Source organism: Ornithinibacillus sp. 4-3, from assembly GCF_040958695.1.
Lineage (GTDB): Bacteria > Bacillota > Bacilli > Bacillales > Amphibacillaceae > CALAMD01.
Genome location: NZ_CP162599.1, coordinates 254,856 through 275,847, shown reverse-complemented (window position 1 = coordinate 275,847; position 20,992 = coordinate 254,856). Strand labels below are relative to the sequence as shown.

General features: G+C 38.9%; 21 protein-coding genes, 3 tRNA genes, 3 rRNA genes and 1 pseudogene. 3 read left to right on the top strand and 25 right to left on the bottom strand.

Translation table 11 applies throughout. The features are described 5' to 3' along the window. From AB4Y30_RS01450 to AB4Y30_RS01395, 12 genes and pseudogenes are all read right to left on the bottom strand, one after another. Positions 1 to 585: a hypothetical protein gene (locus AB4Y30_RS01450; protein ID WP_368653754.1), complete on the bottom strand. Its 585-nt coding sequence runs from the start codon at positions 583 to 585 to the stop codon at positions 1 to 3. 775 nt (positions 586 to 1,360) lie between these two features. Further along, positions 1,361 to 1,567, bottom strand: coding sequence for a hypothetical protein (locus tag AB4Y30_RS01445; RefSeq protein ID WP_368653753.1), 207 nt, complete (start codon positions 1,565 to 1,567; stop codon positions 1,361 to 1,363). A 179-nt stretch (positions 1,568 to 1,746) separates the two neighbouring features. Then, positions 1,747 to 2,265 (bottom strand): sigma-70 family RNA polymerase sigma factor, encoded by a 519-nt coding sequence (locus AB4Y30_RS01440; protein ID WP_368653752.1) that lies wholly within the window; start codon positions 2,263 to 2,265, stop codon positions 1,747 to 1,749. After that, on the bottom strand, positions 2,225 to 2,362 hold the full coding sequence (locus AB4Y30_RS01435) for a hypothetical protein (RefSeq protein WP_368653751.1): 138 nt from the start codon (positions 2,360 to 2,362) through the stop codon (positions 2,225 to 2,227). The genes AB4Y30_RS01440 and AB4Y30_RS01435 overlap by 41 nt, the downstream gene beginning before the upstream one ends. Next, positions 2,362 to 2,514, bottom strand: a complete 153-nt coding sequence (locus tag AB4Y30_RS01430) for a hypothetical protein (protein ID WP_368653750.1) — start codon at positions 2,512 to 2,514, stop codon at positions 2,362 to 2,364. The genes AB4Y30_RS01435 and AB4Y30_RS01430 overlap by 1 nt, the downstream gene beginning before the upstream one ends. 84 nt (positions 2,515 to 2,598) lie before the next feature. Further along, entirely contained in the window at positions 2,599 to 3,060 is a 462-nt protein-coding gene (locus AB4Y30_RS01425) for a hypothetical protein (RefSeq protein ID WP_368653749.1), read from the bottom strand. Between the two features lie 60 nt (positions 3,061 to 3,120). After that, positions 3,121 to 3,318 carry an XtrA/YqaO family protein gene (locus AB4Y30_RS01420; RefSeq protein WP_368653748.1) on the bottom strand — a complete coding sequence of 66 codons (198 nt, stop codon included), beginning with the start codon at positions 3,316 to 3,318 and terminating at the stop codon, positions 3,121 to 3,123. A 67-nt stretch (positions 3,319 to 3,385) separates the two neighbouring features. Further along, a complete protein-coding gene (locus AB4Y30_RS01415; protein ID WP_368653747.1) occupies positions 3,386 to 3,550 on the bottom strand; it encodes a DUF6877 family protein in 165 nt (54 codons plus the stop codon). After that, on the bottom strand, positions 3,550 to 4,047 hold the full coding sequence (locus AB4Y30_RS01410; protein WP_368653746.1) for a dUTP diphosphatase: 498 nt from the start codon (positions 4,045 to 4,047) through the stop codon (positions 3,550 to 3,552). The genes AB4Y30_RS01415 and AB4Y30_RS01410 overlap by 1 nt, the downstream gene beginning before the upstream one ends. Next, positions 4,044 to 4,373: a hypothetical protein gene (locus AB4Y30_RS01405; protein ID WP_368653745.1), complete on the bottom strand. Its 330-nt coding sequence runs from the start codon at positions 4,371 to 4,373 to the stop codon at positions 4,044 to 4,046. Before AB4Y30_RS01405 ends, AB4Y30_RS01410 begins: the two co-directional genes overlap by 4 nt. Continuing rightward, on the bottom strand, positions 4,364 to 4,864 hold the full coding sequence (locus AB4Y30_RS01400) for an ASCH domain-containing protein (protein WP_368653744.1): 501 nt from the start codon (positions 4,862 to 4,864) through the stop codon (positions 4,364 to 4,366). Before AB4Y30_RS01400 ends, AB4Y30_RS01405 begins: the two co-directional genes overlap by 10 nt. Before the next feature lie 269 nt (positions 4,865 to 5,133). Next, positions 5,134 to 5,373: pseudogene (locus tag AB4Y30_RS01395) on the bottom strand (SAM-dependent methyltransferase); the annotation flags it as partial. 127 nt (positions 5,374 to 5,500) lie between these two features. Here AB4Y30_RS01395 and AB4Y30_RS01390 point away from each other — a divergent pair. Beyond that, the gene (locus tag AB4Y30_RS01390) at positions 5,501 to 6,205 is read left to right on the top strand and encodes a site-specific integrase (protein WP_368653743.1); all 705 of its coding nucleotides are present in this window, start codon (positions 5,501 to 5,503) and stop codon (positions 6,203 to 6,205) included. A 102-nt stretch (positions 6,206 to 6,307) separates the two neighbouring features. On the opposite strand, the gene AB4Y30_RS01385 is transcribed toward AB4Y30_RS01390, so the two are convergent. The 7 genes from AB4Y30_RS01385 to AB4Y30_RS01355 form a co-directional block, all read right to left on the bottom strand. Further along, positions 6,308 to 6,380 (bottom strand) — tRNA-Thr (locus AB4Y30_RS01385). A gap of 52 nt (positions 6,381 to 6,432) precedes the next feature. Beyond that, a 5S ribosomal RNA gene (gene rrf / locus AB4Y30_RS01380) occupies positions 6,433 to 6,549 on the bottom strand. Between the two features lie 113 nt (positions 6,550 to 6,662). Further along, positions 6,663 to 9,585 (bottom strand): 23S ribosomal RNA (locus tag AB4Y30_RS01375). Positions 9,586 to 9,699: 114 nt separating this feature from the next. Next, positions 9,700 to 9,772: transfer RNA gene (locus AB4Y30_RS01370), tRNA-Ala, on the bottom strand. Between the two features lie 30 nt (positions 9,773 to 9,802). Beyond that, positions 9,803 to 9,880: transfer RNA gene (locus AB4Y30_RS01365), tRNA-Ile, on the bottom strand. Between the two features lie 253 nt (positions 9,881 to 10,133). Continuing rightward, positions 10,134 to 11,698, bottom strand: a 16S ribosomal RNA gene (locus AB4Y30_RS01360). The 16S, 23S and 5S rRNA genes sit together here with 3 tRNA genes alongside, the layout of an rRNA operon. 407 nt (positions 11,699 to 12,105) lie before the next feature. Beyond that, the gene (locus AB4Y30_RS01355) at positions 12,106 to 12,357 is read right to left on the bottom strand and encodes a hypothetical protein (protein WP_368653742.1); all 252 of its coding nucleotides are present in this window, start codon (positions 12,355 to 12,357) and stop codon (positions 12,106 to 12,108) included. A gap of 449 nt (positions 12,358 to 12,806) precedes the next feature. Here AB4Y30_RS01355 and pdaB point away from each other — a divergent pair, with 449 nt between their 5' ends. Further along, positions 12,807 to 13,565 (top strand): polysaccharide deacetylase family sporulation protein PdaB, encoded by a 759-nt coding sequence (gene pdaB / locus AB4Y30_RS01350; protein ID WP_368653741.1) that lies wholly within the window; start codon positions 12,807 to 12,809, stop codon positions 13,563 to 13,565. Between the two features lie 50 nt (positions 13,566 to 13,615). Here the strand turns inward: pdaB and AB4Y30_RS01345 are convergent, their stop codons facing one another. Beyond that, a complete protein-coding gene (locus AB4Y30_RS01345; RefSeq protein ID WP_368653740.1) occupies positions 13,616 to 14,281 on the bottom strand; it encodes a KinB-signaling pathway activation protein in 666 nt (221 codons plus the stop codon). Between the two features lie 255 nt (positions 14,282 to 14,536). Between AB4Y30_RS01345 and gerD the strand changes: the two genes are divergently transcribed. Further along, the gene (gerD, locus tag AB4Y30_RS01340) at positions 14,537 to 15,139 is read left to right on the top strand and encodes a spore germination lipoprotein GerD (protein ID WP_368653739.1); all 603 of its coding nucleotides are present in this window, start codon (positions 14,537 to 14,539) and stop codon (positions 15,137 to 15,139) included. A gap of 132 nt (positions 15,140 to 15,271) precedes the next feature. Here the strand turns inward: gerD and AB4Y30_RS01335 are convergent, their stop codons facing one another. The 5 genes from AB4Y30_RS01335 to AB4Y30_RS01315 form a co-directional block, all read right to left on the bottom strand. Further along, positions 15,272 to 16,327, bottom strand: coding sequence for an Mrp/NBP35 family ATP-binding protein (locus AB4Y30_RS01335; protein WP_368653738.1), 1,056 nt, complete (start codon positions 16,325 to 16,327; stop codon positions 15,272 to 15,274). Positions 16,328 to 16,475: 148 nt separating this feature from the next. After that, positions 16,476 to 17,225 carry an N-acetylmuramoyl-L-alanine amidase CwlD gene (gene cwlD / locus AB4Y30_RS01330; RefSeq protein ID WP_368653737.1) on the bottom strand — a complete coding sequence of 250 codons (750 nt, stop codon included), beginning with the start codon at positions 17,223 to 17,225 and terminating at the stop codon, positions 16,476 to 16,478. A 114-nt stretch (positions 17,226 to 17,339) separates the two neighbouring features. After that, the gene (locus AB4Y30_RS01325) at positions 17,340 to 18,275 is read right to left on the bottom strand and encodes a DUF1177 domain-containing protein (protein WP_368653736.1); all 936 of its coding nucleotides are present in this window, start codon (positions 18,273 to 18,275) and stop codon (positions 17,340 to 17,342) included. 276 nt (positions 18,276 to 18,551) lie between these two features. After that, complete coding sequence (locus AB4Y30_RS01320; protein WP_368653735.1) at positions 18,552 to 19,601, bottom strand: DUF917 domain-containing protein; 1,050 nt, start codon at positions 19,599 to 19,601, stop codon at positions 18,552 to 18,554. Positions 19,602 to 19,752: 151 nt separating this feature from the next. After that, positions 19,753 to 20,949 carry an MFS transporter gene (locus tag AB4Y30_RS01315; protein ID WP_368653734.1) on the bottom strand — a complete coding sequence of 399 codons (1,197 nt, stop codon included), beginning with the start codon at positions 20,947 to 20,949 and terminating at the stop codon, positions 19,753 to 19,755. Positions 20,950 to 20,992 lie beyond the last annotated feature (43 nt).

Genomic DNA, 20,992 nt, shown 5'->3' with positions numbered 1-20,992 from the left:
TTATTTAAATTTTTTATCAGTTTTAATCAAACAACTCGTTAGAATATACCCTAAAGTTACAGGTACACCAACACCTTTTATACCTGCTTTTAATAGTGCTTTGGCTGCCTTTTTAAAACTTTTATTTTTTATAGCATCTATAATAGTTTTAGCAGCAGCTAATCCGAATGCATTACTTAGTTCATTAGTAATACACTTATCAAGATAAGCTTCTCTTGGAGTTTTAGAAGCAATCGAAAAAATAGGTACATTATTGGAGATCAATTCTTCATTCGAATCATATAATAAATTCTCATCTTCTAAATCACTTATCAGATCGGAATACTCAGTATCACTAAGTTCCTTTTTTACTAACTCTCTATCAAAACCTTTTTGTACTCCATTTTCATCATAAATAATACCTTTATCAAACAATATTTCTAATACATGTGCAAGTTCTTCTACATCTTCTTCAGTATAATTATCACTTTTATTTTCTTCTGCTGCTACAACTTTCCCACTCAAAACAGATACATTAATAGATGTTAATAATAAGGTAAAAATCAAACTAATAGAAATAAATTTTAAAAAACCATTCATCTTCATAATTAACTCTTCCCTTTTATGTAAATTGTATTATTATTCCAATATAGCATATTATTCAGAATTATGGCATCTCAAATAAAAAATCATATTAAAGGAATACCTTAGAATAATAGCCTAGCAAAATACCTTTTGTCTCTACAAATTGGATGCTATCGGCAACAACTTCAGTCACATATTTTGATTACTTAAAATTTCTTCTAAAAGTTCCACACTCGTTTCTTCCTTTCCTTTCATGTGACGAAAAGACATTTCGATTTTGAGTATCCTTTGAGATACGCTCATACTTTCCTCATTAACACGTTCTGAAATATATCTTTCGTGCAATCATAGCGTAGAAACAATATAAATTGTTCAGTCCTTCATGACGATTGTCACTACTACGACCTCGGCTGACTTCTCACAGTAAACCTTTTTCGACCGACTTTCTTAATAGGGCACTCCTCAGCCGTCCGTGAGATCTCCCAGGGTAAGACAACTATCTTTCCTCTTTTACCCGTCTCATCTACTCAGCTAGGGTTAAGCACATCTTTTGGAATTTGACTGGTATGGGAGCCTTATCCACCTATCGAGCCTTAGTATTAGATTTCTGTTCGTCGAGCCAAGATTTTGGTACACGCTTCCTTTAGCCCTTACCTCACGATAAGTACCTTGCGTTTCCCTAGTGGTTGGTCGATGTGTACCTCCACAGTGGACTTTCACCACCTAGATAGATGCCATGCCTGGCACACCGTGAAAAAAGCACCCTTCAGGATGCCTTTAAGTTAAATTGTTTACTTTAAAACCTATCAGGTTCTCTTTCAGTTATTTTTATATTCGTGAGTTTACTCTTAAATACCACTTGCGTAGAACCTCGGTTTTTTACTACAAAAACGTCGTCTAAGCTTCTAACGTAAGATATCGCTAAACTTTCATTTTTAAACTCCTTGAATTCTTTTGCTAAAACTTCTGCACCATGATAGTACTGAATGTAATAATTATTCATCTTATCCCCTCCCTTTTCTCCATTTTACGACAATTCAAAATATATGGCTACCTGTCTAGTTTTCACCAAGTAGCATTGAAAGAGGAGGAAAACGTAAGAAAGAGAATTTGGTGGTAACTCCCACCTAAATCCTCCCTCTACTAATAATTAACATGTGCGACAAATGTGCGACACAAAAATCAAACAATTATAGCTTCTACCTTTTCCCTCGCTCTATAAATATAGGTTCTCACCGTCCATTTACTTATCCCTAATCTATCAGCAATCTTCTGCATACTCAGATGCTCAGCTTCATACATGACAAAGCATTGCCTTTCTCTATCAGAAAAGTTTCTAAGCAGATTAATCAATGCCTGTCTCTGCCCTCTATCCATATAGAATGATTCACGTTCTTTTTTTAGTTCAGCAGTTATATCTGGAATAATGTCCATATCCTCATATGAGGAAAAACGATAAGCATCTCTTCTATCCGCCCCCCTATATGTATCAGGCTCTCTTCCTATTTCCATCCAATCAATAGCATAAGTCATGCTGTCAATCATGCTATTAATTTGAGTCTTATCTAAGTTATCTATCTCTGTTTCTCCTAGCACTTCATGAATTGATTTCAAACTACTACGGCCTTCTTTATATTCTGCAATTAACTGATCAGCCCAATTATTCATTTTTCCAACCAGCCCCAATTTTAAATAATTCACTGGCATACTTACTCCTTGCAATTGGCTTTGCATCTGGTTTTAATACACCACGTTCCTTGCGCCATGGATTTGTTTTGAATACTATTTTCTTAATCATCATAACCACACCGCACTCACAATGTACGCTAGGATTGAAGCTATAAAAACCAACATAATATCTCTTCTTAATCCTGGTTCTTTTTCTGTAAAAGAACCTATAAATGAAATAAAAATAATAATGAGTAATATAACCTGTAATGCAATAACCATAGTTTTCTCCTCCTTTAAATAAAAAAAGGACACCAAACAACGCTATTGCGTCATTCAGTGTCCTCCAGTTGGCTGGTAGAACAATTACTTTTTTATTCTAAGAATAAATGATAATCTCCAGGCTAATTCATGAAATTCATAACTATGTTCCAAATTAACTAACTTATTTTTCAAATAATGTTGATACTCATTTTTACTAATCGTCCTATTTAAATAGGCCATATAACTCATATATATTTCTTCGATATCTTGCTTGCTGCCTTTGGTGAAAAATATGCTTGGATCATTTGAAAACTCATTCCGAACCTTCTCTATGTCGTCAAATTTCATATCATACTCAGCTCTTACAATAGCCAACTTTACTATCTTTATTATTGACAGTATGGAATCTTTTCGAGATGAGTCTGATAAGGTCAATACCGCAAAAACACCAACTTGATAAATCGCGAAGAACATGGTGCATTTTTCCAAAAACTCAAAACTTCTTATGTTATTTATCCATCCAAAAAAAGTACCTTCTATTATAAAATTGGAAATTGAAAACATAATTAAAACTACAACAAATATTTCAATAATATAATAAAAAAATTGAACAATATATTTTATTTAAAACTCCTCCCCCTCTTCCTTCCGCATCCGTTTTACTTTCCCTTGATGTGTAACAATTTTATATTCGCCATGCGGTGGCAGTTCTCTAATTTTGGCCTTTCCGTCGCAAATCACTATCACACAACTGGATGGTATTTCCATTATATCAATATCTAGTCTACTAGTCTCATTTATATCTATATCTTGTACTTTCATAGCAAGAACCCCTCCCATATGTTATAATTTCTGTAGAGTTGGGCTGGGAGAGATTCCAGCTTTTTTGTTATTCTTTTACAAAATGTCTAGCGAATCTTAACTGCTGTTCAATGTATGGATCATCTTCTTTTCCACCAGATGCCAACCAATCTCCAATTCTCTTATTTATATCTTCTAGCACTGGTAACGGTAACTTATGTGCAATGGCTGTTATTTCTTTTAATGGGCTCATTAGTATCCCTGTTCTTGTCGTTTATGATTTATATCATTTTTGGCATAGTATGCTTGTTCTATTTCTTCCCATGTAAAGCCTAGCATTTTACCAAGATGCAAAAACTCGTTTACCACATCAAAATATAGTTCATTATTCATTAGCAAATATTCTTTTTCCCAGTTCCCTATCAATTTGAAAATTTCATTGAATTGGGCGGTTATGTCGTTAGTTAAATCTATCAACTCAACGTATTCATATTTATTTATAGTAACGTCATTTCCAATGCTCAATATAAAATGCAATCCGTCAACATACTCTTTTAACGCTTTTTCATAGTTATTTTTCTTGTTTGCCCAAAACTTGAATTCCTCTGGCAATTCATTTGCCAATTCTCCTAATTCCACCTGTAATGCTAGTATCTTTTTGTCTAGTAAATCATGTCCTTGCAATCCCTTTTCCTCGATGATATGAGCGTCCAATTCAGCTTGTGTTTCAAATAATTTTTGTAAGTTCATTGTTTATGTCTCCAATCAAAGATTAAATATGGTGTATAACTAACTAATTGTTTTTTACGAAAAACACCAAAATATTTGGGTTTTTGCTCCAAGCGAATTGATATATTATCCAGGCACCGTGATAATTCTTGTTTAAATTTTTCTACACCTGTAAAAATTAAATAGGGTTCCATATAATCTGGATTATCTTCTAAGTTTATACTTAATGATTGATAACCCTTTTCAGCTGATTTTATCAATTTAGGTTCCATTATCTTCGCTAGACTCTTTGCCGCTTCTTTAATCTTCTCGTTAGATTTATTATTTAATTTATCTTTTAGAGACATTCCGAATACTCCTCCCACTCCCACAGACTAAGTTTTCCTTTAGCTGGAACAGGGATATTCAACTTTTGTACATTATCCAACTCCCAAGCATAACGACCTGGTGTCCAGTCTCCAAAATCTACTTCTTCTTCAGTTGGAACAATATATTTATGAAAATCAGGATGCTTCCTTGGGACGTTTAATTCTCCACCAACTTGAATAGTTTTTGCTATATCTACATCTGTTCCAGGATGATGAACAATTGACCAACATTTTTTTAATTCAGCAATTGCTATAATTGCTCCTGTTGGTAAATCATTTGTTAAAAAAATACCTACTTTATTTAAAGCTTCTATGATTGATTTATCATGACAAGCATCTATATCAATTGTTTTTCCTGCATGTATTGCTATCGGTCCACGGTATTTAGTTTGCCATGATCTTGTTTCGAATTTCTTTGCCCCTATAGCAATCAATGTTGCCCAAGGTTGTTTGATGGTTATAGCTTTCATATACACCCTCCGTTCATTTATTCAACCTCTAATCAATAACACTACTTACAATCAGATAGGTTATGACAGAAGATATAACTACAGATATTGCAATAGATATCAGTATGCTCATTAATCATCACACACCTTACATGTACCATCTAGGTAGCTACAATTTCCACAAACTTCTCTTTTGCAACTTTCACAATAATAAATTTCGTCTTTTGAATAAAAATCCTTACTACATCCCGAACAAATCATATTTCCTTCCCCTTTTATAATTAATTCCATCACAATTTCTCTTTCATAAACACCAACCAATGCGTTTTGCTTCTTCTGTTCCCAAATAATGGTTTGTAATCTATCAATTTTAGAATTTCACTCAATTTAATCTGCTCTTCATTCCACTTAAAGATTAGTGTTCCATTAGGTTTAAGTACCCTCATACATTCATTAAATCCCTGTTTTAAATCAGTTTGCCAATTTTTATTTAACTTCCCATATTTCTTGGCCATCCAGGAATTATCACCAATCGTAGATTTTTTCAATAAAGAACGAAAAGAAGGAAGAGCGTCGCTTGGTACTAAATATAAAGTACTGCAATCCATTTTTAAACACGCTGTAAAGTGGGGAATCATTAAAGCCGAAGACAATCCTATGAAAGAACAAGACAAGCCAAAATCATCTAAAAAACAAGAAAATAAGGATTTTTATAGATCACATGAAATACCAGTGATGTTAAGTTTCTTAAAAGAATATAGTCTAACACATCAAGCAATAGTTCTATTGGCATTAACTGGTGCATTACGACGAGGTGAGATAGCTGGATTAGCAACCGATGTTCTTAATTTTAAAGATAACAGTACTTTGGTAAAGCGTTCCTTGCAGCAATCTAAAAAAGAAGGGTTAAAATTAAAAAGCACTAAAACAGAAGACACAAGAACAGTTATCCTTCCGAGCAAAGTGATGGAAATGCTTCATACTATATATTTACAAAAATTAAACTTAAAGATGGAATTAGGTCCTCTTTGGCATAATGTTACAGATATTAATGGTAAAGAAGTGATACTTTTATTTTCAAATGAAGTAGGAAAACCATATAGGCCAGATTCCATTACACAATTTTGGAACCGATTTGCTATTAAACACGAAGATGACTTAAGGAGAATAAGATTCCATGATTTGCGGCACTCTAGCGCTACTTATATTTTAAATGAGGGAACGAAAAAGGGCATGAATATGAGGACTGTTCAAAAGCGTTTAGGCCATAGAAATATAAAAACAACATTAAATTTATATAGCCACGTTACAGAACAAGAAGACTTAGCTGCAGGAGAGCTTTTTGATGATATTTTATTATAAAAAAACTTTTTGGCACCTTTCTGGCACCTTCTTAATCAAAATGATCAAACACACAAAAAATAAAAAACGCTCAATACCTTATGTATCAAGCGTTTACGCAAGAGCTCCCAACCGGGATCGAACCGATGACCTCATCCTTACCATGGATGCGCTCTACCTACTGAGCTATGGGAGCATATGCAATAAAAACTTGTTAAGTAAAATATACCTAACAAGTTTTTAATATGGCCTGGCAGCGTCCTACTCTCACAAGGGGGTAACCCCTAACTACCATCGGCGCTAGAGAGCTTAACTGCTGTGTTCGGCATGGGAACAGGTGTGACCTCTCTGCTATTACTACCAGACCAACTTCTGTTGGTCATTCTTTTCTGCTTCAAAAGAATTTCCATATTTTTTTAGGTTTTGTACCCTAAAAACTAAATAAGAGTGCATCGTAACGTGTGACAACCGAAATGTGTTAGTTAAGTCCTCGATCTATTAGTATCCGTCAGCTCCATGTGTCACCACACTTCCACCTCGGACCTATCAACCTTATCGTCTCTAAGGGATCTTACTCATTTAAAATGATGGGAAGTCTCATCTTGAGGGAGGCTTCATGCTTAGATGCTTTCAGCACTTATCCTTGCCACACGTAGCTACCCAGCTATGCTCCTGGCGGAACAACTGGTACACCAGAGGTGTGTCCATCCCGGTCCTCTCGTACTAAGGACAGCTCCTCTCAAACTTCCTGCGCCCACGACGGATAGGGACCGAACTGTCTCACGACGTTCTGAACCCAGCTCGCGTACCGCTTTAATGGGCGAACAGCCCAACCCTTGGGACCGACTACAGCCCCAGGATGCGATGAGCCGACATCGAGGTGCCAAACCTCCCCGTCGATGTGAACTCTTGGGGGAGATAAGCCTGTTATCCCCGGGGTAGCTTTTATCCGTTGAGCGATGGCCCTTCCATGCGGAACCACCGGATCACTAAGCCCGACTTTCGTCCCTGCTCGACTTGTAGGTCTCGCAGTCAAGCTCCCTTCTGCCTTTACACTCTTCGAATGATTTCCAACCATTCTGAGGGAACCTTTGGGCGCCTCCGTTACTCTTTAGGAGGCGACCGCCCCAGTCAAACTGCCCACCTGACACTGTCTCCGAACCGGATCACGGTCCTGGGTTAGAAGGTGTGTGCAGCCAGGGTGGTATCCCACGGTTGCCTCCACCGAAGCTAGCGCTCCGGTTTCAATGGCTCCCACCTATCCTGTACAAGCTGCACAAACATTCAATATCAAGTTGCAGTAAAGCTCCACGGGGTCTTTCCGTCCTGTCGCGGGTAATGCGCATCTTCACGCATAGTATAATTTCACCGGGTCTCTCGTTGAGACAGTGCCCAAGTCGTTGCACCATTCGTGCGGGTCGGAACTTACCCGACAAGGAATTTCGCTACCTTAGGACCGTTATAGTTACGGCCGCCGTTTACTGGGGCTTCAGTTCTACGCTTCGTACGAAGTACTAACGTTTCCCCTTAACCTTCCAGCACCGGGCAGGTGTCAGCCCCTATACTTCGCCTTACGGCTTCGCAGAGACCTGTGTTTTTGATAAACAGTCGCTTGGGCCTATTCACTGCGGCTTCTCATGCAAGAAGCACCCCTTCTCCCGAAGTTACGGGGTCATTTTGCCGAGTTCCTTAACGAGAGTTCTCCCGCTCACCTTAGAATACTCTTCTTGCCTACCTGTGTCGGTTTAGGGTACGGGCACCTATATCCTGGCTAGAGGCTTTTCTTGGCAGTGTGGAATCAAGAACTTCGGTACTTATATTTCCCTCCCCATCACAGCTCAAGATACTTGTCAGACGGATTTGCCTATCTGACTCTCTTACTGCTTGGACGCACACTTCCATCCGTGCGATTCTTTATCCTCCTGCGTCCCCCCTTTGCTCATAACGGATATGAGGTGGTACAGGAATATCAACCTGTTGGCCATCGCCTACGCCTTTCGGCCTCGGCTTAGGTCCCGACTAACCCTGAGTGGACGAGCCTTCCTCAGGAAACCTTAGGCTTTCGGTGAAAGAGATTCTCACTCTTTTTTCGCTACTCATACCGGCATTCTCACTTCTAAGCGCTCCAGCTGTCCTCTCGGTCAACCTTCTCTGCCCTTAGAACGCTCTCCTACCATTGTTCCTACGGAACAATCCACAGCTTCGGTGATACGTTTAGCCCCGGTACATTTTCGGCGCAGAGTCACTCGACCAGTGAGCTATTACGCACTCTTTAAATGGTGGCTGCTTCTAAGCCAACATCCTGGTTGTCTGTGCAACTCCACATCCTTTTCCACTTAACGTATACTTGGGGACCTTAGCTGGTGGTCTGGGTTGTTTCCCTCTCGACAATGGACTTATTACCCATCGTCTGACTCCCAAAGATAAGTATCTGACATTCGGAGTTTAACTAGGTTTGGTAACCCGGTGGGGGCCCCTAGCCCAATTAGTGCTCTACCTCCAGTACTCTTCCTTTGAGGCTAGCCCTAAAGCTATTTCGGAGAGAACCAGCTATCTCCGTGTTCGATTGGCTTTTCACCCCTACCCACACCTCATCCCCGCACTTTTCAACGTACGTGGGTTCGGGCCTCCAGTCAGTGTTACCTGACCTTCACCCTGGACATGGGTAGATCACACGGTTTCGGGTCTACGACCGCATACTCATTCGCCCTATTAAGACTCGCTTTCGCTACGGCTCCGTGTCTTCCACTTAACCTTGCATACAATCGTAACTCGCCGGTCCATTCTACAAAAGGTACGCCGTCACACAATAACGTGCTCCGACTACTTGTAAGCACACGGTTTCAGGTTCTATTTCACTCCCCTTCCGGGGTGCTTTTCACCTTTCCCTCACGGTACTGGTTCACTATCGGTCACTAGGGAGTATTTAGCCTTGGGAGATGGTCCTCCCGGATTCCGACGGAATTTCACGTGTTCCGCCGTACTCAGGATACATTCCGGAGGAAATGTCTTTTCAACTACAGGGCTGTTACCTTCTTTGGCTGATCTTTCCAGATCGATTCGTTTAAAACACTTCTTGATAACTCCTATTGGAATGTCCTACAACCCCAGAAAGCAAGCTTTCTGGTTTGGGCTGTTTCCGTTTCGCTCGCCGCTACTTGGGAAATCGCTTTTGCTTTCTCTTCCTCTGGGTACTTAGATGTTTCAGTTCCCCAGGTCTGCCTCATCTAACCTATCTATTCAGTTAGATGTACTACTCCATTACGAGTAGTGGGTTTCCCCATTCGGAAATCCCCGGATCAATGTTTACTTACAACTCCCCGAGGCATATCGGTGTTAGTCCCGTCCTTCTTCGGCTCCTAGTACCAAGGCATCCACCGTGCGCTCTTGTTCACTTAACTAGCTACTTATGAATAAGCTTTGTTTCTTTTTCATCTGCATGTACGAACGTACATGACTTTTTCGGTTTGATGTCGTTGTTACTTTACTCTTATTTAGTTTTCAAGGTACAAAAATGGAGCCTAGCGGGATCGAACCGCTGACCTCCTGCGTGCAAGGCAGGCGCTCTCCCAGCTGAGCTAAGGCCCCATGTTTAATATTATTTAAAATGTTATTAGATGGTGGGCCTGGATGGACTCGAACCATCGACCTCACGCTTATCAGGCGTGCGCTCTAACCGGGCTGAGCTACAGGCCCATCTAAAAACTATTATAAAGGAAATTAATCCCTCAAAACTGAACCGAACAACACAGTAATGTTTTCATCTAAACCTTGTTAGATGTTCCGTTATAGTCTAGCTCCGGCGACCAAAAACTTTCAAACTTCACCCTTTTCCAATCGATAAGTCAACATCAGTTCCTTACAGTCACTGTGTTTCCTTTATCTCTTTGCAAAGTGCTCCAGTTTGTACGTTTCTAAACGGTCGCCTACGCTTTCTTATTATCCTTAGAAAGGAGGTGATCCAGCCGCACCTTCCGATACGGCTACCTTGTTACGACTTCACCCCAATCATTGGCCCCACCTTCGGCGGCTGGCTCCTAAAAGGTTACCTCACCGACTTCGGGTGTTGTCAACTCTCGTGGTGTGACGGGCGGTGTGTACAAGACCCGGGAACGTATTCACCGCGGCATGCTGATCCGCGATTACTAGCGATTCCGGCTTCATGTAGGCGAGTTGCAGCCTACAATCCGAACTGAGAATGGTTTTATGGGATTTGCTTCACCTCGCGGCTTCGCTGCCCTCTGTTCCATCCATTGTAGCACGTGTGTAGCCCAGGTCATAAGGGGCATGATGATTTGACGTCGTCCCCACCTTCCTCCGGTTTGTCACCGGCAGTCACCTTAGAGTGCCCAACTTAATGCTGGCAACTAAGGTTAGGGGTTCCGCTCGTTGCGGGACTTAACCCAACATCTCACGACACGAGCTGACGACAACCATGCACCACCTGTCACCGCTGTCCCCGAAGGGAAAGCTATGTCTCCATAACGATCAGCGGGATGTCAAGACCTGGTAAGGTTCTTCGCGTTGCTTCGAATTAAACCACATGCTCCACCGCTTGTGCGGGTCCCCGTCAATTCTTTTGAGTTTCAGCCTTGCGGCCGTACTCCCCAGGCGGAGTGCTTAATGCGTTAACTGCAGCACCAAGGGGCGGAAACCCCCTGACACCTAGCACTCATCGTTTACGGCGTGGACTACCAGGGTATCTAATCCTGTTCGCTCCCCACGCTTTCGCGCCTCAGCGTCAGTTACAGACCAGAGAGTCGCCTTCGCCACTGGTGTTCCTCCATATCTCTACGCATTTCACCGCTCCACATGGAATTCCACTCTCCTCTTCTGCACTCAAGTCCTCCAGTTTCCAATGACCCTCCACGGTTAAGCCGTGGGCTTTCACATCAGACTTAAAGGACCGCCTGCGCGCGCTTTACGCCCAATAATTCCGGACAACGCTCGCCCCCTACGTATTACCGCGGCTGCTGGCACGTAGTTAGCCGGGGCTTTCTGGTTAGGTACCGTCAAGGTACGAGCAGTTACTCTCGTACTTGTTCTTCCCTAACAACAGAGTTTTACGATCCGAAAACCTTCATCACTCACGCGGCGTTGCTCCGTCAGACTTTCGTCCATTGCGGAAGATTCCCTACTGCTGCCTCCCGTAGGAGTCTGGGCCGTGTCTCAGTCCCAGTGTGGCCGATCACCCTCTCAGGTCGGCTACGCATCGTTGCCTTGGTAGGCCTTTACCCCACCAACTAGCTAATGCGCCGCGGGCCCATCTGTAAGTGATAGCCGAAACCATCTTTCACTTTTCCTTCATGCGATGGAAAAGATTATTCGGTATTAGCACCGGTTTCCCGGAGTTATCCCAATCTTACAGGTAGGTTGCCCACGTGTTACTCACCCGTCCGCCGCTCATTCCACAAACGTCACCCCGAAGGGGTCAGTCTGCTTCCTGCGCTCGACTTGCATGTATTAGGCACGCCGCCAGCGTTCGTCCTGAGCCAAGATCAAACTCTCCAAAAAAGTTTGTGTTTCTTAGCTTTGTTACGTTGTAAAAGAAAAACTTTACGCTTTTCTTGACATTACTGGTTGTTCTATTCAGTTTTCAAAGATCAATATTTACCTTTATTCTGCCAAATTCAATTAACATTATTTATCTCAACCAATTTTGGCGACGCTTAATAATTTAACACGGTAAAATTTAAAAGTCAACCACTTTTTTGCTTTTATTTTCAAAAGCATTTTCTATCTTGGCGACAAGAAATAATATATCATATTTAACTACTCTACGCAATCCTTTTTTACAATATATTTTAATTTCTATCCTAGACATTATAAAACAAAGTAAAAAGGATAGTTTCTTCATATCATTTCTTTAAAGAAACTATTCCTTATCTAATATATTTATATATTGTATCTCATCATCTCAATTAGGATTTAAACAGATTCAAATGTTTCTCTTGTTTTGTGGTGTTTGTTTTCAACATATATTGTAAGCAATCCTTTTCATTTGCTACACGTCGAAATAAATTAAAGAAGACTTGATAACGATCCTTCATTGTTTCTTTGACAACATCATCAATCCGAGAATCTGTTAAATCTAACATGATTTCTTCCATTTCTCTCTTCAATACATACTCAAGCTCTTTTGTTTCCATTTCATTAATTAGTAAACCTAACATTTTTCTGCCTCCACTGTTTAACTATAACTTCTATCTCAACTAAACTGCCTTTTAAAAAACACATCTCTATTCATGAATAAATATCTCCACAAGTTCATATGTTCCCAAAAAGATTATTTTAAAACAATCCATCAAATGACCTAATTCTATTATTTATGACAAATAATATACTTACCTGAACTTCATATAAGTATTCAACCAAAGTGAATTCTTTTGTTCTGGAAATCAAAACAAAAGTAAAATTCCTGACTGATGTGGCAATTTATATAACATAAACTAGTTAACTGCCAGCAAGCATGATAATAAATTCAAATTAACTTCTTCAATTTGATGTTTGATGTTTTCGGAAAATCACCTTTCAATCATACCAAAATATAATCCTTGTTCTATTATGGGACAGCCTTCATAAAATAACAGTAATATCTTTTATAGAGATTGGGGGAAAAATAATGCAATCCTTTTTTGTCATTGATTTAACTAAATGGAAGCGTTGGGCCTTTATTGCCTGTTTTGTTATTTTAGCTACGACCTTTTTATGGATGGAAAGAGAAAGTGCACTTTCTATGTTTCAAGAAGACGAGCCTGTTGCTCTGACACGTGGAGATAAAGATAATGAAGCTATCGCTCTTACATTTAATATTAGCTGGGGAAATGAGAAAGTACATGACATTTTAGAACAATTGAAAAAGCATGAGGTTCATGCAACCTTTTTTGTCAGTGGTGAATGGGCAGAACGTCATCCAGATATTTTAGAAAAAATCACTGAAGAAAAACATGAGCTAGGCATGCTTGGTTATCGATATAAAAGTTATGTAGACCAAGAACTAGAGCAAGTCCAAAAAGATCTCCAATACGCTAAAGAGGTATTTAATAAATTAGGTTATGAAGATATGCGTTTATTACGTACACCGAGCGGTCATTTTAATAAAGAGATTATTAAACTAGCAGAAAGCTTAAATTTCCAAATTATTCACTGGAATATCAATCCCAATGATTGGAAAAATCCTGGTGTCAACGTAATCGCACAAGACACCATAGAAAAAACATCTAACGGAGACATTCTTTTATTGCATGCATCAGATGCTGCAAAACAAACTGCAGAGGCCTTGGATATCATGTTACCCGCCTTAAAAAAGAAAGACTTTCAATTTATTTCTATTTCCGAGATGATTCATCAAACAGAATCTAATTTAAAATCAGTAGACTAATCATAAAAAATGACAAAACCAGATTTAATTGGTTTTGTCATTTTTTATTTCTATGCTTTTTTGGGATTTAACTTTTGATTTTGTGCTGGATTTTTTTGGTTTCCAGCTGACTTTTGTGATGCTTGAGTTTGCCCCGGAGGACTTAGACGATGCAGCATCAGCAATTGATATGTATTACATGCTAGTAAAGTAATAATCATTAATGCAGTAATATCTATTCCCTCTGAGCGTAACCCAGGGACCCATTCGATAGCTGTCATAACAACCATTAAAAATAACGCTGGCATAAATGCACGGGCATGTGTTTCTTTCGCTTTAATTTTAGCAATAATCCAGCCGTAAGCAAAAATAGCTAATGCCATCGCAATAAACCAATAAAGAGCTATACCCTCTGTTGCTTTATATGGAAAATACACTAAATCAAATATAACAAAAGCAATTAATAAGCCTTGTACTGTTGGCCAGAATGAGCGGAATAATCCAAGTCCAAAACGATTAATAAATAAATAAGCAAAAAATCCAGCCTGACTAATAATACTATATAGCATTCCATACACCATATACCATGCAAATAGACCGACAAGACCAAACCATTCTCCTGCTTTGATATTATCTAAATAAACGTCACTTTTAATAAAGAAACTGGCAACCAAACAAATAATTGCTCCAAGAAATAATGTTTTAAAGAAAAAACCTACTAATTTACGGCTATTCAATTGCATTTCCTCCTGAAAAATAAAACTTCAACTAGCATTGATTTTATGAATCATCTACTAATTGTGATTTGATCCAATCAAAGTGTTCCATGCTTGTAAAATTTCTTTATTACACACACTTCCACTGAAGTATATCCTTCTTAAAAATTGCATCGTAGCTATCTTACCATGAACAGCCTTTTTTTTCCTTTATCATGTGTATATTTTTTTATGAATAACTCATATTAACATATAGATAGAAGGAGGATGTTGTTCATGTATCGTCTAATTACAGCCATACTGGTAAGTGTGTTTCTTTTAATTGGTTGTAGTGAGAATTCTTCTCCTGCAACAGATATAGATTACAATAGTATGAAAAAAATGGTAACAGATATTTTAGAAACAGCAGACGGAAAAAAGGCATTACTAAGTGCATTAAATGAAGATCAAATTAAACAAGCTCTTATCATAGATTCTGATGTGGTTAAAAGTACCTTACAGGAAATCCTAGCTTCAGAAGAAGGTGCGAAAATGTGGGAAAATCTATTTAAAGATGCTGAATTCGCAAAAACATTTGCTCAATCTATTGCGAGTGAACAGAAAAAACTACTTGAGAGCGTCATGAGTGATTCGAGCTTCCAAGAGCAGTTACTTGGTATTCTTCAAGACCCAGAAGTAACAAAACAAATGATTACTGCACTGAAAAGCCAAGAATTTCGCTCTCATTTAGAAGAAACAATTCAACAAGCCATTGACTCTCCACTTTTCCAATCCAAAATGACTGAAGCTTTATTACGTGCTGCAGAAAAACAACAAGAAGAAGAGCAAGAAAGTGATGGTGCTGAAGAAGGGCAAGAACAAGATGCAGGAGGTGAATAACATCGAGCGAGCTCTCCCCACTGAATATTAGCTTAACCAAACAAAAAATTCGCAATCTCTTAATAATACATGATAAAAAAATATGCCTAAACTTTGTCCTTTTCAATAGGCAAAGGTTTAGGCATAGTTATTTTATTCCTCTTCTAACTGAGCGATAATTTTCGCTGCCATTAAATGGAATTCTTTGCCATTTGGGTGATCCTCTTGGTAAATTGACGGTGCAAAGACATCCTCTTCTTCAAATGGTTGTTGTAAAGATAAACGCCCTAGCACTTTTGTTTTCAATGCTTCTGCTAATTTATCTCCACCACCACGGCCGAAGACATGTTCTTTCTCTCCAGTAACCTGGCTCTTGAAATAAGACATATTCTCCACTACACCAAGGATCTCATGATCTGTTTTTAAAGCCATTTGTCCCGCTCTTGCCGCTACAAATGCCGCTGTTGGATGTGGAGTTGTAACAATAATTTCCTTACAGGTTGGTAGAAGCTCATGTACATCTAACGCAATATCTCCCGTACCTGGAGGTAAATCTAATAATAAATAATCTAATTCTCCCCACTCTACTTCTTTAAAAAAGCTTGTCAGCATTTTACCAAGCATTGGACCTCTCCAAATAATTGGGGAGTTATCTTCTACAAAGAAGCCCATTGAAATAACTTTTACACCTAAACGCTCTACAGGAATGATTTTTTCATTACGGACAACAGGTCGCTCTTCTACTCCCATCATATCTGGAATACTGAATCCATAAATATCCGCATCAATAATGCCTACTTTTTTCCCTAAACGTTTTAAAGCCATTGCCATGTTTACAGTAACTGTTGATTTTCCTACGCCACCCTTACCGCTCGCAATCGCAATAAAATGCGGCTCTTTATTTCCACCAAAAATAGATTGATTTTGCGCATCTGCTGGCTGGAATTTTTGAATCACTTCATCTGGTAATGCATCAAAGCGCAAACCAACCGTTGCAACACCATTGCGTTTTAAGGCAGCTACAATTTCTTGCTGTAATTGCATTTGTTCTGCTGTGTTTGGTTTACCAATCGCAAGTTTGATACTTACATGTTTTCGTTCTTCTTTCACAGACACTTCAATAATTCCACCAGTTTCTTCGAGCGTTCTATGTAAAAATGGGTCTTCAACCTTATTTAAGAATTGAATGACTTCTTCTCTTGTTAGCATATATATGCACATCCTTTATTCACTTCATTTTGTTTCCTTGTTCAGTATAACATAACTGAAAAAAATCCACCTTTGAAAGGTGTTAGTCTATTTTCAAAATGATAGAAAATAAGCTTCCTTTAACTAAAAGTAAAAGGAAGCTTCGTTATTAATTTCCCGATGTATCATCACTACCATCATCAACAATATAGCGGATAATTCCTTCGTATATGCTTGCAGCCATGCGGCGCTGGTAATCTCTTTGTTTTAGTAATTCTCTCTCATCATCATTTGATAGAAAGCCAATTTCTACTAATGCACCAGGTACTTCAGCATGCTTCAACAAATATACTGTGTGAATTGGCAAATGCTCTCGATCTGTGTTTTGTAAATTATCTTTAATTGCCGTTTGAATCATACTTGCTAGTTGCTCACTTTCTTCATTTTCTGGATAAAAAAAGGTTTGCGCGCCACGCCAACGACTAGATGGAACTGCATTTAAGTGAATCGAAATAAAGAAATCTGCATCTTTGTCATGAATCAGGTTCAAACGATTTCGAATGTCTTCTGATTTTCTTTTCGAAAGTCCTACTGTATCTTCACTTGCTAGATCTTCATCCTTTTCCCTTGTTAAATAAACCAATGCTCCTGCCTGTTGCAGATAATTTCTTAATTGTTTGGCTACGATAAGGGCAATCTCCTTCTCGTTCGTATCATCCTTGCCTACAGCACCTCCATCCGGCCCGCCATGGCCCGGATCTATAACAATTACTTTCTCTGAAAGTGGAAGCATACTGCGTGATGTGCCTGATGACTCTTGAAGTATTGACTGATTTATCTTAGGAACCGGCATTTTTATAAGCAAAATTAACATAATAAATCCTATAATCCATAGCATGACTCCTCGATATTTTTGCATAAAAAAACGCCCCTTCCAATACACATTTTATTCATAGTGTATGGGACAAGGGCGAATTTTATACCTCTATCCTATATTTTTATGGGCTTATTAAAGAGATAGACTCTTTCATTTCTATTCATTTCCTGATGTTTGTAAATGTTTCATAGATCCATAAAGTTGTTCTAGGCGGGCAAATTCCGACTGCTCATAGAACACGGTTTGTCCTTGTGTAAATTCCTTCGCCACTTCAATACAGTAGCGCACGGCTTGTGCAATATCTACTTCATGGCTCGCACCTGTTCCGCAGCCCGGTACTGTTGTTTTCGCCGTAATGGCAACCCCTACCACCGGAGCATCTGTTGCAATCGTTGGCTGAATAATACTATTTAAATGATAAATATCATTTCCATAAGGGGTAATGTCCTGCATCGTTAATGCAAATGTAACAGGTAATTCTCCAGTCGTCATTTCCATAATACGCAATAAATCATCTGAAAACTTTAAAATCCATCCTGATTTCACGGTCGGAGATATTGCGAAGCCTCGATGATTAATAATACGATTCCCTTTCGTAGTATCAATAGATAATATTGCATCCATTTCAGGGAAAACTTCGTAATTATTTTTTGCTGTCATATCTACTGGAGATCCCATAAACTCTACTGGTTTATGTGGTCTCGTTGGCGCATCTGGACAAATATGTGTTGTGACATACACGTCACCAGGCAAACGATCCCCTTTTTCAGACATATGTGCTAACTTCAGTGCTACGGTAACAGCAGCAGCTGCTCCATCTCCGTCAGATACAAAGCCTAAGCGATTTGGTCGTGCACCTAAGCCTCCTAAGCGTCCAACAATACCGATTGACGGTGCTGTTCCTCCACTTATTTTCCCTTCTGTTCCTTTAATAATTATTTTTACAAAATCTGTGGAACCTTTTTCACCAGCTACCGTTTCATAGGATGCCTCTACATGAGGGAATGCTGTGAATAAATCAACAACCATTTCCCCACTTGCACTAGCATCATCAAGCAATTCTATTACTTCCATTGTATATTTTAAAGACATTTTATTTCCCTCCTGAAATTCCTATAAGTGCGTGTTCAAAAAAGTCCTTGAAAATGTCCGTCATCGGTTAAGTTCGCAACATCACGAGCGTAACATCTGCACTAATACATCCTGTACGTCATAGCACATCATGTCCATCAAAAGTTCAAGGTGCGCAGCTTAGAATAGCAGACTTGCGCTTGTGTGGTGATTTCAACGTTCAACACAGGACATGTAAGAACTTAGCCGAAGTTCCCTGTTCGATGTGTCATTTTTGTTGGACTTTTTGAACATCCTCTATAATATCTTCTTCTGAATAATTGGTTCAATACTTGCAAGTAATTTTTGATTAAACATCGTCGAGCTTAATTTTAAATTTTCCTTTGGCACATTAATGACAGCAAGTTCCATTCCTAGTTCAATTTCTGCAGTCACAACTGGTTCACCAGTTTTAGCATTAAATGTCATGATTAAATCAGGGAATGTTCCTTTGCGAACTCCTCCAACTTCAGCAGTCATATATTCATTCCAATAGGTTAGTTCTACATTTTCTAACTGGACAAGCCCTACATCAAAACCGCCGTCCTTCTTAAGATTAAATCCTGTAACCTCGCCAGTATGAAGCACTTCTCCTCCTAAGAAGCTTGCAACCGCATGTACACGCTCTATTCCTTTCGGCTTAGATAAAAACGCCTCACCAAGCTCAATTGCTTGTGTGATTCCACCAAGTGCAGCATTTTCTTTTGCATATGCTATGGAAACTGGATTACGGCATACTAATACCATACCCCCTGCTTCTACTGACATTCTCCGCACAATAGAAGATGTTTTGGTAAGTGTACCTTTAACTATACCAGCAATACGATTTTCTCCGTCTCCTCCTGCAAAGGTCTGGATAGATACATAATCTGGCTGTTCGGATAAATTTAATGCTCCCATTGTTCCCGTCGGATGTGCTCTCCCATTACAAGGAGCATCAAGCAATAGCAATCCTGTTGCAGCAGCTTGAATCCAACCATTCACAGTGCCACTTGCCCCATTCTCATTAGTCATTAATGCTTTAATAGGTTCATCAAATTCCGCTTGCATTCGTTTAACAGTATCTATAAATTGACCTTCGTCAATATAGCGTTCTTCTGCTGAAGGCGCACCGACCATAGACACACATGTGACATAATCTTCATCTGCAAGTTCGTCTATAGTAATAAGCTCAATAACTCCTGTTTTCAAGGCTGTTTCTGCTCTCTCTAACCCGTCAGAAATCCAGCCTCCTCCGCCACCGCCTAAAATACACCCACCATAGACTGCCTTTTCCACATCTTCGTGCGTTAAAATCCTTCGTGTCAATTCAAACTCTCTCCTTTTATTTATGAATTCTATCTACGTAATTCGAAATATAAAGAAATCTTAAATTAGTTTTACTCTAAGATTAAAATATTTGTCTTTTTATTATTAACATTCTATCATTTTTTTGCAAATCGAATAACATAGCAGCCTTTTAAGCCGCTCTGCTTAATAATTGGCGATCTCTTCTACCATGCAGGAAATAATAACAAGGAATACTTAATGCAATCAAACCTGCCATACAAAGGAAAATACCTCGATAGCCAATCCATGGAACAAAGAATCCAAGAATATATGGACCAAAGCCAAGACCTATATCAAAGAAAATAAAATAAGTTGAAATTGCTAAGCCAAAGCGATGTGGCGCTGTTACTTTAATCGCAATAGCTTGTGCAACCGAATTAAAATTCCCGTATCCAATACCAATGAGAACAGCAGAAAGCAATAACATCCAACTTATCGTCGCTTGGCTAAATAAAAACATTCCTAAGACAAATAGTATAAGACAAGGATAGACAACAATATTCGCACCACGCATATCGAGAATTCTCCCTGTAAATGGTCTTGTACAAACAACGACAATTGCATAAACAATAAAGAAATAGCTCGCAGTCGCAACAAGATCTACTTCAATTGCATAAAATGAAATAAATGACATAATTCCTGAGTAACTAAAGCCGATCATTAATGCGATAAAGGAGATAGGCACTGCTCTTAGCTCCACAAATTTTTCAATCCAATGATTTTCTCGTACCTCCATAGAACTATCTACTACATGGATAGGTTGATCTAATTTAAGCAAGAAGTAAACCGCGATACAGACAACAGAGAAAACTGCATTCATAATAAAAATAACTAAAAATCCATTTTCTAAATTCATTAATAAAATACCGATAAAAGGTCCAATAGCTGTTGCGAAAATCCCACTTAAACTATAGTAGCCAATCCCCTCTCCTTTACGAGAGTCAGGTAAAATCTCTGCTATAATTGTTCCTGTTGCTGTACTTGCGATTCCTATAGCTATTCCATTAATCAAACGATTGATAATCAATGTACTTAAATTGAACATAAAGAAATAAAAGATAGAAGTAATTAAAAAGCATATTAAGCCAATAAATAAAATTTTCTTTGGTCCAACTTTCCCTATCATACGACCTGCACCAATTCGACCAAAAATAGAGCCAATGATAAAAATACTAGATACTAAACCAGCTGTACTGGTCGAAGCATTGTATTCATCTACAGCATAACTAGCAATTGTCACAATTAATAAAAAGAAAATTAATGAAAGCAGGAAACTCATCATGGCAACAATAACAAACTCTTTCGTCCAAAGCTTTTCTTTCTCCATATCATGCCCTCATTTCAGGATGTCATTGTTATTTGCTCTATGC

Bases quoted from the DNA above. Each gene is read 5' to 3' on its own strand.
- AB4Y30_RS01430 (WP_368653750.1), bottom strand. From the start codon at position 2,514: ATGGTTATTGCATTACAGGTTATATTACTCATTATTATTTTTATTTCA.
- AB4Y30_RS01415 (WP_368653747.1), bottom strand. From the start codon at position 3,550: ATGAGCCCATTAAAAGAAATAACAGCCATTGCACATAAGTTACCGTTA.
- gerD (WP_368653739.1), top strand. From the start codon at position 14,537: ATGTATCGTCTAATTACAGCCATACTGGTAAGTGTGTTTCTTTTAATT.
- AB4Y30_RS01435 (WP_368653751.1), bottom strand. From the start codon at position 2,362: ATGATTAAGAAAATAGTATTCAAAACAAATCCATGGCGCAAGGAACGT.
- AB4Y30_RS01335 (WP_368653738.1), bottom strand. From the start codon at position 16,327: ATGCTAACAAGAGAAGAAGTCATTCAATTCTTAAATAAGGTTGAAGAC.
- AB4Y30_RS01315 (WP_368653734.1), bottom strand. From the start codon at position 20,949: ATGGAGAAAGAAAAGCTTTGGACGAAAGAGTTTGTTATTGTTGCCATG.
- AB4Y30_RS01325 (WP_368653736.1), bottom strand. From the start codon at position 18,275: ATGTCTTTAAAATATACAATGGAAGTAATAGAATTGCTTGATGATGCT.
- AB4Y30_RS01450 (WP_368653754.1), bottom strand. From the start codon at position 585: ATGAAGATGAATGGTTTTTTAAAATTTATTTCTATTAGTTTGATTTTT.
- AB4Y30_RS01355 (WP_368653742.1), bottom strand. From the start codon at position 12,357: ATGTTAGGTTTACTAATTAATGAAATGGAAACAAAAGAGCTTGAGTAT.
- AB4Y30_RS01410 (WP_368653746.1), bottom strand. From the start codon at position 4,047: ATGAACTTACAAAAATTATTTGAAACACAAGCTGAATTGGACGCTCAT.
- cwlD (WP_368653737.1), bottom strand. From the start codon at position 17,225: ATGCAAAAATATCGAGGAGTCATGCTATGGATTATAGGATTTATTATG.
- pdaB (WP_368653741.1), top strand. From the start codon at position 12,807: ATGCAATCCTTTTTTGTCATTGATTTAACTAAATGGAAGCGTTGGGCC.
- AB4Y30_RS01390 (WP_368653743.1), top strand. From the start codon at position 5,501: ATGAAAGAACAAGACAAGCCAAAATCATCTAAAAAACAAGAAAATAAG.
- AB4Y30_RS01405 (WP_368653745.1), bottom strand. From the start codon at position 4,373: ATGTCTCTAAAAGATAAATTAAATAATAAATCTAACGAGAAGATTAAA.
- AB4Y30_RS01445 (WP_368653753.1), bottom strand. From the start codon at position 1,567: ATGAATAATTATTACATTCAGTACTATCATGGTGCAGAAGTTTTAGCA.
- AB4Y30_RS01425 (WP_368653749.1), bottom strand. From the start codon at position 3,060: ATGTTTTCAATTTCCAATTTTATAATAGAAGGTACTTTTTTTGGATGG.
- AB4Y30_RS01400 (WP_368653744.1), bottom strand. From the start codon at position 4,864: ATGAAAGCTATAACCATCAAACAACCTTGGGCAACATTGATTGCTATA.
- AB4Y30_RS01420 (WP_368653748.1), bottom strand. From the start codon at position 3,318: ATGAAAGTACAAGATATAGATATAAATGAGACTAGTAGACTAGATATT.